General features: G+C 43.4%; 12 protein-coding genes and 1 pseudogene. 11 read left to right on the top strand and 2 right to left on the bottom strand.

What is annotated here, in order from left to right; genetic code table 11:
* Positions 1 to 39: 39 nt before the first annotated feature.
* Positions 40 to 2103, bottom strand: coding sequence for a hypothetical protein (locus tag AC0YNX_RS08710; protein ID WP_475815296.1), 2064 nt, complete (start codon positions 2101 to 2103; stop codon positions 40 to 42).
* Between the two features lie 323 nt (positions 2104 to 2426).
* Here AC0YNX_RS08710 and AC0YNX_RS08705 point away from each other — a divergent pair, with 323 nt between their 5' ends.
* From AC0YNX_RS08705 to AC0YNX_RS08690, 4 genes and pseudogenes are all read left to right on the top strand, one after another.
* On the top strand, positions 2427 to 2588 hold the full coding sequence (locus tag AC0YNX_RS08705; protein WP_475815295.1) for a hypothetical protein: 162 nt from the start codon (positions 2427 to 2429) through the stop codon (positions 2586 to 2588).
* 136 nt (positions 2589 to 2724) lie between these two features.
* On the top strand, positions 2725 to 3075 hold the full coding sequence (locus AC0YNX_RS08700; protein WP_475815294.1) for a hypothetical protein: 351 nt from the start codon (positions 2725 to 2727) through the stop codon (positions 3073 to 3075).
* A gap of 18 nt (positions 3076 to 3093) precedes the next feature.
* Complete coding sequence (locus AC0YNX_RS08695; protein WP_475815293.1) at positions 3094 to 4254, top strand: hypothetical protein; 1161 nt, start codon at positions 3094 to 3096, stop codon at positions 4252 to 4254.
* A gap of 504 nt (positions 4255 to 4758) precedes the next feature.
* Positions 4759 to 5346: pseudogene (locus tag AC0YNX_RS08690) on the top strand (DNA/RNA non-specific endonuclease); the annotation flags it as partial.
* 658 nt (positions 5347 to 6004) lie between these two features.
* Here AC0YNX_RS08690 and AC0YNX_RS08685 read toward each other — a convergent pair.
* Positions 6005 to 6724: an alpha/beta fold hydrolase gene (locus tag AC0YNX_RS08685; protein ID WP_475815292.1), complete on the bottom strand. Its 720-nt coding sequence runs from the start codon at positions 6722 to 6724 to the stop codon at positions 6005 to 6007.
* A gap of 285 nt (positions 6725 to 7009) precedes the next feature.
* On the opposite strand from AC0YNX_RS08685, the gene AC0YNX_RS08680 reads away from it, so the two are divergent.
* The 7 genes from AC0YNX_RS08680 to AC0YNX_RS08650 all read left to right on the top strand — a co-directional run bounded on the left by AC0YNX_RS08680 (position 7010) and on the right by AC0YNX_RS08650 (position 14664).
* Positions 7010 to 7384 (top strand): YhfM domain-containing protein, encoded by a 375-nt coding sequence (locus tag AC0YNX_RS08680; protein WP_475815291.1) that lies wholly within the window; start codon positions 7010 to 7012, stop codon positions 7382 to 7384.
* Positions 7385 to 7457: 73 nt separating this feature from the next.
* Positions 7458 to 7697, top strand: coding sequence for a DUF7660 family protein (locus tag AC0YNX_RS08675; RefSeq protein WP_475815290.1), 240 nt, complete (start codon positions 7458 to 7460; stop codon positions 7695 to 7697).
* A gap of 379 nt (positions 7698 to 8076) precedes the next feature.
* Entirely contained in the window at positions 8077 to 9909 is a 1833-nt protein-coding gene (locus tag AC0YNX_RS08670) for a sensor histidine kinase (RefSeq protein ID WP_475815289.1), read from the top strand.
* Positions 9884 to 10921: a response regulator transcription factor gene (locus AC0YNX_RS08665; RefSeq protein WP_475815288.1), complete on the top strand. Its 1038-nt coding sequence runs from the start codon at positions 9884 to 9886 to the stop codon at positions 10919 to 10921. Before AC0YNX_RS08670 ends, AC0YNX_RS08665 begins: the two co-directional genes overlap by 26 nt.
* Positions 10922 to 11058: 137 nt before the next feature.
* A complete protein-coding gene (locus tag AC0YNX_RS08660) occupies positions 11059 to 12765 on the top strand; it encodes a type 2 periplasmic-binding domain-containing protein (RefSeq protein ID WP_475815287.1) in 1707 nt (568 codons plus the stop codon).
* Between the two features lie 137 nt (positions 12766 to 12902).
* Positions 12903 to 13748, top strand: a complete 846-nt coding sequence (locus tag AC0YNX_RS08655) for an ABC transporter permease (protein WP_475815286.1) — start codon at positions 12903 to 12905, stop codon at positions 13746 to 13748.
* 19 nt (positions 13749 to 13767) lie between these two features.
* Positions 13768 to 14664: a carbohydrate ABC transporter permease gene (locus AC0YNX_RS08650; protein WP_475815285.1), complete on the top strand. Its 897-nt coding sequence runs from the start codon at positions 13768 to 13770 to the stop codon at positions 14662 to 14664.
* Positions 14665 to 14683 lie beyond the last annotated feature (19 nt).

Here is a 14683-nt window from a genome sequence, read left to right as displayed (position 1 = left end):
TGACGACGAATATCGGCAGCCTGTTCTACTTTCCTCTATTTACCACGGAAGCTTCATTTTCCAAGCGTTAATGTTCACCAATCCGTCGAGTACGTTTTCGTCAAACCTTATCAGCAATCTTTCCTGAATCTCATCCTCATTTTTCATAATTTCAATCGAAATTCTGTAGGATTGCGTCGGTGTCAACGGATGAATATACACATGCTCAACCCGATTGCCAAAGCGGGGAATAAATAGTTCCGATTTCAACGATCCATCGATATAAAAGCCTGTTTTCACGCCGCATTCATGAATTTCGTAATAGATGTACACGCCTCTTCCAATATCGATAAAGCCTTTGCCGAAGAATACACCCCAATAATCTGCAGTACAAGAATTCATGAAATGGTGTTTGTTAAATTTGTCTTCCGGGTTATCGGTTGAATCCATTAAAGAATTATAGCATTTTAAATTTCTAATATGGCTTAATGGAATTTGCATATTATTCTTCACTTTACTGGCAGCGGTTCTTGTAATGGTATATCCGGACAAAATATCATTCGTAAAGCTTCTGACATTCAGCCAGGTACCGATCCACTTGCCGAACACATCTTTTTGGTTATAAATCACAAAAATCCACATCCCATGCTTTGCGCATTTATCGATGAGTTGCCTTAACGATTCTGCATCAAGCACGTAATCATCGACGGAAACCTCGACTTGCGGATCGCTCTGCGTATATTCGGTATCGAAAGGAATATCGAAAGGCAGCTGGCGGAATTTCCACTCGCTTGCGCGACCGCTGACTAAATCCAGTAAAGAGCCTTTATTGTCCCAAGGTACCGTCCGTTTCTCCAATACAATATCGAGTGAGACGTATTTTTCGATGGCTTCGATAAAACCGGCGAAATCATCTACATTGATCAGGTTTTTAATATCATCCTTAAAAGCGTTGTACACATCAAAAAAACATTTTTTGAGCGTGGCCCAAAACGTAGAGAATGCATTGGATAACGCCAATGGAATGGTTGCCCCATATGAATTGATGATAGAGGGGATATAACCGATTAATACGAACAAGGCGGCATTTTTAGCTTTCTCGATACATCCGTATATATAATTTTCTACGAGAGCTCTTATACTTGAAACATATTCCAGCTGAATTTCCAACCTATACGGACTGTTCTTAATAAACAGACACATATTATATTTATCTAGCTCGGCTAATGCTTTATTTTTTACGTCTGTCAGAACTTGCTCGACAGAATGTTGCAGATCATCGAACTGGATTTGATCCTTCAACGTGTCCAAGTCCAATTGGGCTTTCAGATCTTCGGGGATATTAAGCATATCTTTTATATTATCCGGAAGCTGAATATCCTGAATCAAATCGGGATCGATATTTAATTCCTTCAATGTTTTAGGCCACTCCAGCTCTTGATCGACAAGAGCTGGAAATAATTCTATTTCATCCAATGCCGGCCAGCTCTTGGGCCAAGTGACATTTGGAATCTGCTGAGTTGCAAGATCATTGATGTTATTCTGAAAAGTCTTCCTTGCGCTGTCAATGGTATCGAAAAATCCTCGTTTGCTCCGCAAACTCTGCAGCCTTTTTTCCAATGCTTTGATCTCAGCATAAAGTTGTTGGACTCTGGAATTATTTTTGCAATGTGATGCTGTTTCAATCTGGTCGGGAGGACAATCTAAGAAGTATAGAAGTTGCCACTTTTCTTTTATTTCTTTTTCCACTCGTCTAATCTCAGCACTATTATCCCCTAGTAGCTTATTGAATTCTTCATTCCATTTCCTTCCGATGGCTTTGGCACGATCGGTCGCGCTACGGACTGTACGTTTTACGCGGTTCATACTAATTTTGAACCCTCGATGATCGTAATAGGCATTGAATCTACTTGAACCGCATTGAGCGAGCTTAAACTCAGGAACAAAAAACTCCTCCCCGATCGGATAGACCCGCTTCGTTTTGGCTGAATCCGGTATTTGAAGCTCGTCAGGGAATCTGAAATAACTTATATAGTTGCGGACATCATGATTAGCTGGATAATAGTTGTAATAATAAGGATAGCTGTATGGATAGCCATAGTAAAATAAACCTTGATTATACATGAACGAAATCCTCCATCATTCTTGCATTTGTTTCACTACATCTGCATAGGCGGACTTTACTTATTATGGTTATTCAGGAAAAAAGAAAAGGTGAATTGCCGTAAGATTAATCGAGAACGTGATGACGAGCAGAGGTCGGTTGTATCTGATCGACTTTGGTTTTGCCTGTCGTATTGAGAACCATTAAGTGAAGCACTTGAAGATCTAGATGGCGGGAGAGGTCAACAAAGTTTCGCAGTCAGCTTGGGACCAGTGAGGGTGCGGATGCGATTCCCACATCCGTCCAGTGATTTGGTTGGTCTTGGGCATCTCTTCCTGTCATAATGTACGCTGGTTATAAACCGAAGGATGGGCAATTGGAGCGGGGATGGGAAGAGGAGTTGGCAGTTGGCGCTGACCCGAAGGTAGTCTTATTCGTGAGAGCTCTGCTCGATGGTCCGCTGCGTTGGCTGCCGAATGTGAGCAAGAGCTGGATGAATTGTTAACCTTATTAATTATCGAATAGTCTTAGCGTTTGTTAAATACATTTTATGTAAAAAGTCCAAATCGTGTGTTTGACTTGATCATATGATAACTCGTATTAATTTCCATAGAGGTCTAACGTGAGGAAGAGGTGAATGGATGGGAGTATCATCAACCGGACCAATTGCGAACAAGCCTTCAGACGGAATCAGGCTGACTGTACAAGTTACGATAATCGTAGAGAACCGCGATCCTGTCGATTATTCGATTGTTTTACTAGAAGGATTTGTATTACATGGTGCCCGATCCTTGTATCAACAGGAATTATTCTCCGTTCAGCCTAATGGAGTGGTTACCAAGAATTACACCACAGACTATGACGCATTCGAATTCGTTCTGATAACCAGCGGTCCAGCTGCTGATTCTACTGAAATTTCCTTGTGGGGAAAAGATTCGTTCGGACAGTTAACAGCAAGTCATCGTCTTGTAGCAGGTGAATTTGAAGTCTAACGCGAAAGGAGTGATAGAATGGCAGTACTATCAACTGGCCCGATTCCAAACGAGCTTGCAGGCGGAATGCGGCCAACGCAACAAATCACAATAAAAGTCGATAACCGCGATCCTGTCAATTATGCTGTTGTTCTGCTGGAAGGTTATGTTTTGCATGGTGCTCGATCCTTGTATCAACAGGAATTATTCTCCGTTCAGCCTAATGGAGTGGTCACTAAGAATTACCCTGCAGATTATGACGCATTCCAATTTGTTTTTATTACCAGCGGTCCGGCTGCTGATTCTACTGAGATATCATTCTGGGGTGAAGATTCAACCGGACAATTAGTTACTGCCCATCGTCTTGTATCCAATGAACTTCTGGGATCGGGAACTCAAGGGACTACTGGCGTTACCGGACCTATCGGTCCCCAGGGGGCTACTGGGGCTACTGGGGCTACTGGAGTTCAAGGAGTTACCGGGGCGCAGGGAGGAACTGGTGCTCAAGGGGCTACAGGAGAAACCGGGGCTATTGGAGCTACTGGAACTACGGGCGATACTGGTACTACTGGGGTTACTGGGGTTACAGGCACAACCGGGTCTACTGGAGCTACAGGGGTTACGGGTACATCCGGAGCTACTGGAGTTACCGGCGTGACTGGGGTTACAGGCACAACCGGGTCTACTGGAGCTACAGGGGGTACGGGTGCAACCGGAGCTACTGGAGCTACCGGCGTGACCGGCGTGACTGGAGCTACTGGGGTAGGGAGCACATACTTTTATATTCAAGAAGACCAAAGCGTTATTACTTTATCTCCTGCACCAAGTACTACCACAGTTTTAACTCTCCCCGTAACAACTACCGTAGCTAACCAAAAGGTTAGGTTGGATTCGATGGTTAATTACGTTGTTAATGCTAATGGTACAGAATTCACGTACGACTTTTATTTTCGACTAGAGAGAAATCCAGGTTTCGCACTCAACGCTATTTTCCTTCATGAAGTTAATATACCTATATCCGGATCCGGTAGTGCATTTATTGCAAATGCGCTAAACTTGACTTGGACAGATATTCCCCAAAATCCAGGAACCTACAATTATTTTATTTCGATTCAGCGTAACACTCCGGAAGAAAATATTACGCTTGTACAGATTTTCGATAGATCACTTGACGCTATAGTTTTCCCTCCAGCCCCATAACATAGGCTTGGAAGCGATGGCAAAAGCCATGCTTCCAAGCCTTTTCTAGACGAAAAGACAGCTGATCACAATGAACTGCACCCCAATTGATAGACGCCCGTCTAAATGGAGGTGCAATTTTATTGTCTAGATTTAAAACGCGAAGCTTTGCTTTATCAATCGGGGGATATTGAATCACAGATGCCACTTGCCCGAATGACATCAAGTTCTTTGTAGGACGACAACAACATCTATACAATGAAAGTCGCATAAACTGCGGCTTTTTTTATTTATTATATAGAAGTTCTTTTCGTCAGCTCACGATAAGAACTTCTATACAAAGCCGTATTAGGACAAGAACTTCTATACAATCCTGGATCCCTGGAAATGCACTGGTTATTAAACGAACGGGCAGGATAATTTAAAATGATAATATTCTTTTATGTTAAGATAATAGAACAAGATAACTTAAAGTCGTCATTTTTAAAATGAACAGGTATGAAACTATTATAGGAGAGTCCTAAAATGAAAAAGAAAATGAACTATTTAGTCTTACTGTTAATGATCATCTTAATGGTTGGTTGTACCAATGCAGAAAATTTAACTATTTCAAATACAGAAGATGCTCAACAAAAAGTAACCACAGTTGATAAAGAACCTGAAGAAACTATTACCGAGGTCATTAAAGAGACAGAAGGAGAAGAAACTACCCAGACGGTTGTTGACGAACCCGTAACCGATGAAACACCAGCCCAATCAAATAACGAACTATTCTCAGGATACAAACTTATTGAAGTGGATGGTTGTGATTTGTCTGGGCATCGTGAACCTAATGTCGTTGTGGATGTTGGTTACGGGGACCGTGAATACTGGGCATTTACAAACGAACACGGGTAACTAGTGCGTGTCATTGCTGACGAAATCATTCTACAAGATGACAGTAACGAGTCTGTTTCATCGTCTGGTAGATATTGCTCTGATGAGGCGAAAGTCCCTGGTGTCGAAAGCGAAGTATTAGATGAAGGACATGTCATTGCCGATTCTCTCGGAGGGGTATCGAATGCTTATAATATCACCCCTCAAGATAGTACACTCAACCGACATGGTAATCAAACAACTTATTATCATAAAATAAAGGATGAAGACAAGATGACCTTCAGAAGAGTAATTCCTTTCTTATTTCTACTTGGTGCCATAATAGGATGCAATAATAAGGCCACAGAAACAATGTATTTTAAACAAGGCTCTTTGAATATTGTGCAGATAAACGACTCAGATAGGATCGTAGAAATAAAGGAACTATTGAATGAAATGAATTGGAAAGAAGATATACTTGAAAATGTGAAAGGAGATCAACATCTGCAATTTTGGATCGGCAGAAACAAAGATAATGTTCGAATAATTCATTGTGATGTTTGGAAACTGGACTCAGAACATTATGTAATTCAAGATACAGGTGTCGAGTCAGAACAGATGTTTAAATCCACTATTATTGGTAGAATTGAATACAATGTGATTTTAGAGTCTTTAGGTGCTGATAGTGAATTTTAAGTCGTGCCAAATAGGCAATCCGGCCGTGGCAGCTCCTTGTCTTCAATGAAGTAACGAGTACTTTACTCAACTACGAGAAGTATACTTCTTCATTACTCATTAAGCTGACGGGGAACGATGGTTTCATGATACGAGATACGACACGGCAGCCGGCCAAACGATCGGTTGCCGTTTTTCATTGAAGTAACGGGGCAGATTAGCGGAATATACGATTGGTTATTCATTTTTCACCTTGAGCGATCTTTAACAGTACCCGTGCCACCAGCTCAGGGGCACTGAAAGGAGCGAAATGGTTCGTCTCTATATCTACAAAATTCACGCTAGGATCAAGACTATTTTTCACTTCATCTGAACTAGACGTATGGGACATCTGTGTGCAATAAATGAAAGTACGAGGAATTAATGACTTTAATTGAACAGGCTGGGACAGTGTAGCCAAGGGGTGAAGCTGCCCCTCCATACGTTCAATAAACCATTCAAGTATCGGTTTATTTGGAATGGCTTCAGCTACATGTGGAAAATCGGCAGGATCAAGCTTGATTGACCATCCATCATTATTCTGTGCTCTGGACACCCACCAGTCTCTGCTATCTGGATAGACATCGAAAAAGGATTGCCCATCACTTGGAATAGCTGCATCCAGATAAACAAGGTGATCTAGTCTTTCTGAAGCTTTATCCGCCACTCCTGTAATCGGCATTCCGCCGTAACTATGTCCAACCAAAATTACGTTACTTAGGTTTTCATAGAACAAAAGATTGACGATATCCTGCACATGTGTTTCCAGATTTACATTTGAACTCGCAAGATGGGAACGATCACCCATACCTGTGAGAGTTGGTGTATGTACTTCATGCCCTGCTGCACGAAGATAGTTTGCAACAAAACGCCAGTTCCAACCTCCACCCCAAGCACCATGGACCAGAACAAAGATTTTCAATCGTATCTCCTCCCGTAGAATACGTGTATCTGACGCTATCTTACGCTCCGTTCATACTACTTTATGTTTGTAAATGACACTGAATACCAGATGCGAGACATGAGGGTAACCGTTCATAAATAATCGACATAAAATGTGAAGCTCTGCTCAGTTGTCAATCGTTGCGCTAACGGGCAGCATAACATAATAGCAAAGCAGTACTCCTCCAATTTCCAATTAGGCGAAGGTAACATAATTTACAAACAAAACGTCTATGAAGCATCAAAGATAAAAGGGGAATATTTAATGAAATTTCGAATGTTTGTTTTACTCTTTGCTTTTGTGTTCGTTGTGACAGGCTGCACAAACGAAAAAATCGAACAAATTAATATTTATAAAATGAAAAGCTTTCAAGAGATGGAGCAGAATTCATTAAAAGTAATTACGGATACAGATGATATATCCGTTTTCAGTAGAGCATTTAAGCATGCAACAAAGAACCCAGGCATAGCCGATATGTCATACCCGCAATATAAAGTTGAGTTGGACAAAGAAACCTATTTTCTTTGGATAACTGAAGAGGCTGGAACAATTGAGAACGTAAATAATACAAATACCACTTACTCAATATCAAAGAAATTGGCTGGAGAGGTTTACCAACTGATGATGAGTTACTATTGAACTAACGGGACACAATAATTCAATAAAAAATACACACAGGAAGCCGAGATGGGTTTATTTGCAGTTGCATGAAATGATAAACGAAATAAAGACAAAAGAGGATTTTCTTAAGTTCTTTTCTGCTCTTAGAAAAGACTTGGTTATAAATAAGAAAGATTGGGAAAATCCAACATTAGAGATGTACCTTGAAGCGATGGAAGCATGGATAGAGACTATGGAAGGATACTATTCAAATACTAACCAGTCGATTCCTGAACAACCAACGTGGAAAGTGTTAGCTGATATTTTATATGCGTCCAAGATTTATGAATAAAGAATCATGGTTTTGTTTAACCAATGGGTGTGATAGCGTAAGAACAAAAAACAGGCTGCCGACATCGGCAGCCTGTTGAGCTAACGGGCAGGTAACTGCAACAAGTTAATAAACATTTGCGTCTTTATAAAGGAGATGTTTCTATTGATTTGCGTGAAGGAGGGGCCATCGAACTTTTCTGCCGCAAAGAGATGAGCTTTTATTGATGAAAACATTCTATGTCCCAAAAGACCACATCGATACCGCTGTTTGCGGTTATGATGTGGTCTTTTTATCATTTATTCCATTAAGAAAAGATAGCGTATTCACGAAGGAATAGGCTATATTAAATTTTAATGATTATTCAACGACATGTGAGTTTCATACTAGGAGGACAAGCATGAAACTATTGCATCAAATCTCGCTGCAGAAGAAGCTGCTCATCATTATGATTTTTCTTTATTTTCCACTGCCTGTCATCGGGTTGATTTGGTACGAGAGAACTTACAACGTAATTGAGGGTAATGCCATCGATTCCAGCATTCAGATGGTAACACAGGTAAATGCGAATTTGGAGACGTACTTTACCGAAGTACAGCGTACGATGCTTCCTATGCTCGCGAGTGACCTGACGGGCGCTTTCCTAAATAATCCGAATGAAGATCCGATAAAGCGCTACGAGCTATCGTATCGCATCGAGAAAGAGCTATTTTCCAAAATTGTGATGAATCGTCAAGATATATTTGGCATTTCGCTTATTTCGGATCGGATGAAAGCGACATCAAGCTCGAGCTTTATGATGGCGGAGCAGCGGTACAAGTCTTATCTCAGCCGGGTAAAGGCTTCCGGCAGATTTCAAATTATGGGACTTGAAGAGACGCCGAGTAATGAAGTTGTCGCGATGGCGATGAAGTTTACGCCGCCGCAAAGCCATATGAAGCAGGGGATGCTCATCGTCGATTTGAAGCGCGATGAGATGGTGCACATCATTCAGCGAGTGAAGCTTGGACGAACAGGCTTTGTTTGGGTGGCAGACTCAGCGAACCAAATCATTTATCACCCGCAATGGAATGGAACGCCAAAGGTCGTCTCGGATGCCTATTTGAAAGAGATGGGAACGAAGCAAAGCGGAGCGTTTACTGTTCAAACGGATCAAGGCAAGAAGCTGATTGTATTTATTCGTTCGAATCGGACCGACTTGACGCTCATTTCTGAGGTGCTTCTCTCGGAGTTGAATGAGTCCATTGTTACGGTAAGCCGGATCTCCATCTTCGTGCTGGTTCTTCTATTTCTGCTCTCTATGCTTGCTGCCAGTGGTGTTGTGTATTCCATTACGAAATCACTTGTAAAGCTGCTTCGGCTCATGAAAAGTGCTGAGCTGGGTGACTTTACGGTTAAAGCGCCGAACGAGGGAAGTCAGGAAATCGGCAGCTTGTTTCGTGGATTCAACAAAATGGTAGAGGAGATTAAACGGCTCATCGAAATTGTGCATGTATCGGAGCTTCGCGAGAAGGAGCTGGAGGTCAAACAGAAGGAATCGCTGCTGCACGCGATGCAGGCGCAGATCAATCCTCATTTTCTATACAATACGCTTGAATTTATTAATTCCAACGCCATCCTAGAGGGCAATGAGAAAATTAGCAATATGATTGTCTCCCTGGGAGAGATGTTCCGTTATAATGTGCAGAATCCGAATGGCAGCGTCATGCTTGCAGATGAAATTCGCCATATTGAAGCTTATCTCTCGATTCAATCCGAACGCTACCAAGCGTTCACCTATCAGATCGAGGTCGATCGACAGACGGCTTCTTCTGTCCTGGCTGTACGCTCGATGCTGCAGCCAATTGTGGAGAACTGCTTCAAACACGGTTATGAGGGGCATAGCATCCACCCAGGTATTATTCGAATTGCAAACCGAATTGAAGATAGCAATCGGTTTGTGCTGGAAATATCCGATACTGGAAAAGGGATGCATCCAGATTTGATGAAACGTTATAACAGCTTCTTCTCACAGAGTGAAGAGGAGGTTAGCGGCAGCTTGAGGCAGGAGGGAGATGGTCCGCCCTCCATCGGCCTGCATAATGTGCACACTCGGCTGCGGATGCTGTTCGGTACGCCATTCGGGCTCTATATCGCCTCCTCAGGCGAGCGTGGAACCGTGATTCAAATTACATTGCCTTTGCATGATGCAGCTAAGGAGGATAACCATGAGCTACCGCATATTACTAGTTGATGATGAGCATATGATTAAGCTGAGCTTGCGCAAAATTTTGACCGATGCGCATCCTGATTTTGTTATTGTAGGGGATGCTATGGACGGTCAGGAGGCGCTAGAAATGGCAGAGAGGGAGCGGCCTCATGTCATCATTACGGATATTAGCATGCCGGTAATGGGCGGACTTGAGCTTATTCGCAAAATACAGGAAAGAGGCTTGAATCCGGAGATTGTGATCTTGTCCGGATACGGCGAGTTTGATTATGCACGAGAGGCGATCCGCTTCGGCGTGGCCGACTATATATTGAAGCCGATGCGCGCTTCAGCAGTGAAAGAGCTTTTGCTTAGACTGTACGCAAAGTATAAGGAGAACATCGACGGTTCACTAGCGAAGGGCGAGCTTACGCGCCACTGTTTGCGTGAAGCATCGGTACTACTTGACCGGATTTGGAAGGTGGATGAGTCCGGTGTTCAGGTTTCGGCTGAACGTATTCTGCATAAGGTGAACGAAAGCAGGCTTTCGGATGAGCAGAAGAAAGTGGTATTGCTAGATACAGTTGCAACGCTTCGTCACCAGTCGGAGGAGCGGGGGATGACTCAAACGTTTCAATTGGCTTGGGCAGAGCGGCTGCCAGAGATGGTCTGCCAGTTCCACGATATGCTGTTTCGCGTCATCGAACAAGTACGAGCAAGCCGGAATTGGGGAAAGCAGACTATCATACAAGAGGCAATTGAGGTCATTCAGACACGGTATACCGATTCGCAATTTAAACTTGACGAGCTGTTGTCAGAGCTGAATATTTCGGTTACCCATTTCTATAATTTATTTAAGCAAGAGACTGGTAAGTCGTTCATATCCTATCTAATCGAGTACCGGATTAAGAGGGCTAAGGAGCTGTTTAACGAGCAAAAGAGTCTCAAAACCTATGAAATCGGCGAACGCGTGGGGTACCCGGATTACCCGCATTTTACAAAGCTATTCAAGAAGACTGTCGGGGTCACACCAGGTGAATATAGAAAGCTGCTGTAAACGCATCCGATCAGTGATGAAAAACACATATACGAGAAGATATGTACATTCTCAAGCAGGGCTCATCTCCCTTACTATTTAGGATGTAAGCGTAATCACAATAAAGAAAAACAACTCCTTGGGGGGATGGTTAAGCAATGAAACTTAGAAAAAGTGCGGCAATTGTTTTAGGATCGGTTTTATTGACAGGCGGGTTAATGGCAGGCTGTTCAAATAACAACAGCGAGGAACCAAGCAACAGCGGCAACACAGCTAATCAAAAGGAAACAAACACGCAGCAGAATAATACGACAACAGCTGCTCCGAAGGTAAATGAATATGGCTGGACAATTCCAGACAAGACGATTACTGTCGATTATTATAATGCCGACAAAGACAATCCTGACAAAGTGGCCAAAAATTTTAAAGCGATTCACGATTACTTTCTGGAGAAGTTTAACGTAGACATTAAGAAGACGCAGTACGATGTAGACGGTAAAGAGAAGATGAATCTAATGCTGGCCTCCAACGATTATAAGGGCGTTATTTCTGCGATGGACAGCGACACGATGGACAAGTGGCGGGTGCAAGGCAAGCTTATCGACTTAGCACCTTTGGTAGACAAATACGGCCCGAACATCAAGAAGGAGCTCGGTGCCAAATATAACTCGTATCTCGATAAAGACGGCAAGTTATGGGGGTTACCAAGAGGCTGGGGCTACCTGCCTATTCCAGACTTCAGCGCGCACATCCGCTGGGACTGGTATCAAGAGATGGGATCTCCAAAGATTGATACTCCCGATGACTACTACAATGTGCTGAAGCAGATGGTAGCTGCACATCCGAAAGATGCACAAGGTGAGAAAACATACGCCATTTCTTGGAATGAGCAAATTAGTGTGAACAATGTGCTCGGCATTTGGGGATTGAAGGACGGTTACAAGGAAGATGCGGATCATAACTTGACCAACTGGCTGAATACAACTGAAGGTGTGGAGGCAGTCAAGTATTATAACCGGTTTTACCGTGAAGGTCTTATGGACCCGGACAGCTTCTTGAATAAGTTTGACGATTGGAAGCTGAAATTCTCGAATGAGCAGGTTATCGGCCATATCGGACCTTGGTGGCAGTCGTGGAATGCCGGTCATGAAGTGTGGAAGACGACGATGGAAGGCTGGACAGACAATCAGCGCTATGTGCAAATTGGCTTGAAAGCGCCGGGTGCTGAAGTTGCATACTTGTCGCCAAAGGATACGACGGGTTGGAACTACACTGTCATTACGGATAAAGAAGAGCATCCGGAAGATATCATTAAGTTCCTTGATTTTGGAATGACGCCATTGGGAACGCGTTTGATCGGCTGGGGTATCCCGAATTTGCCTGAATCGACGTGGACTATCGATGGCAATGGCAAGTGGGCCTTCACTGAAGAGCAGAAGAAGAAGCTGTTCGCAGGGACGTTTGAATACGAGAAGGCCGATGAAATTACAGGTCAAGGCCAAATTTGGCTGGATTCTCCGCAAGGTCTGATGAGTGACGATAACAAGAGCACTGCTTTTTATGACCAGAACTTCAACATGGAAGACAAATGGAAAGCGCTAATGAACACGAATCTCAAGGATACCATTTATGACAATACGGCAAGACGCATCGTATTTACAGCGGATAATCCGCTTACGATCGTAAACCAGCAGATCGAAGATTTGGTCAAAACCGGCTTTGCTACTGCCGTCATGAGCAAAACCGAGGAGGGTGCTGTAAAGGCATTCAACGACATGCGCGATAAAGCGAACAAGTTAGGTCTTAAAGATATTGAAGCATTCCGGACGCAGTCATATAAAGACAATTTGGCTAAAACACAGTAGGGCGGTAAGCGGGGGATCGTTCCTGATTCGGACGACTCCCCCGTTTCTTTTGAGCGATTGGAATTGGAGGTTAGCGTATGGCCGTATTATGGAAGAGAGTACGACGCGAAAGGCAAATTTGGCTCCTCAGTTTACCTATGATTGTATGGGTGCTTATTTTCTCGTATTACCCGATGTATGGGCTGCTCATTTCGTTTCAGAATTATGTTCCCGGCAACTCTATGTTCTCGAATTGGGTTGGAATGGACAATTTCATCCGCTTCTTCAACGAACCGGATTGTTTACAAATTGTGCGTAATACGCTCGTTATCAGCTTTTTGAACCTCATGATTGGTTTTCCCGCGCCGATTATTTTGGCACTGCTGTTGAATGAAGTGAAAGGCAGTATATTCAAAAGGACAATCCAATCCCTATCGTATATTCCGTACTTTATTTCATGGGTTGTTGTCGCGAACATAATCTTTACACTCCTTGGGAGTAATGGCGTTCTGAATGATCTCTTGCAGATGATTGGAATCATTGACGAACCGATCCAGTTTCTGACGAATGGCAATTATTTCTGGGGTATTCTTGTAAGCAGCAATGTGTGGAAGGACATGGGTTTCTCCGCCATTATTTATTTGTCCGCGATTGCCGGTATCGATAAAGAGCAGTATGAAGCGGGACGAGTTGACGGACTGGGCCGGTTTGGGCTTATCCGACATATTACGCTGCCAGGCATTCGCTCAACGGCTGTGCTTCTGCTCATATTGGCGATTGGCGGCATACTTAATGCCGGATTTGAGCAGCAGCTGCTCATTGGTAATCCGCTCACACAAGACCATTATGAGGTTATTGATACGTATGTTTACCGTTACGGCGTACAGCTTGGCAACTATTCCTATGGTACAGCTGTCGGACTTATGAAGAGCATACTGGGACTGGTGCTTGTCTTTGTTGCGAACCGACTGTCCAAAAAATATACGCAATCATCCATTTTCTAGGGAAGGAGGAATCTTTGCAATGGAGAGCCATTCATACCGGACCTCGTTTGCGAGTCGTTTCGCGGACGTTGCTATTATCTGTGTACTGCTGCTGCTCGGTTTTGTAGTCATCTACCCGTTCATTAACCTGCTGGCGCTTTCCTTTAATGACGGGAAAGATGCGGCACGAGGAGGAATATACTTCTTCCCAAGAAAGTTCTCGATGTCCGCCTATAGTATGTTATTTGAGAACAAGAAGCTTCTTAAAGGATTAAGCTGGTCCGTTCTGCGCGTTATCATCGGGACAGGTACTTGCTTATTCATGACCGGATTGTTGTCCTATATCGTCAGCATTCGGACCTTCTCCGGACGCAAATTTATGCGCATTCTGTTCTTTATTACGATGTATTTCAGCGGCGGCATCATTCCCACTTATATTCTAATGAATCAGCTGCAACTGACAAATTCATTCCATGTGTACTGGATTCCTGGCCTTATGAATGCATACTTTATGCTGCTTATGGCTTCCTATATTTCGGATTTGCCAGAAGCGCTGTTTGAATCTGCTCGGATAGACGGCGCTGGCGAGCTTCGCATTTACTTGCAAATCGTTATCCCAGTCGCCATGCCGGTCTTTGCGGCAGTGTCTATTTATGCAGCAGTCGGGCACTGGAATTCCTGGTTCGATGTCATTCTGTACAACTTCAACGGCCAGTTCGATACGCTTCAAGTGTATTTACGGCGACTTCTTCTGGAGGTTGAAGCGACACAACAAATTCGCGACCAGCAGCTGCTGCTGCGCAAATTTCAAGGCTTATCACCGCAGACGCTGCGTGCGGCTACGACGATCGTCGTAACTGCGCCTATTCTATGCGTGTACCCATTCCTGCAGAAATATTTTATCGGCGGAATTACACTAGGCTCCGTCAAAGGTTGATTCAACAATCGTGAAACAG

The sequence above is a fragment of the Paenibacillus sp. J31R98 genome (assembly GCF_056269245.1).
The sequence above is the reverse complement of the archived record's forward strand: the minus strand, read 5'-3'. Positions and strand labels throughout refer to the sequence as shown.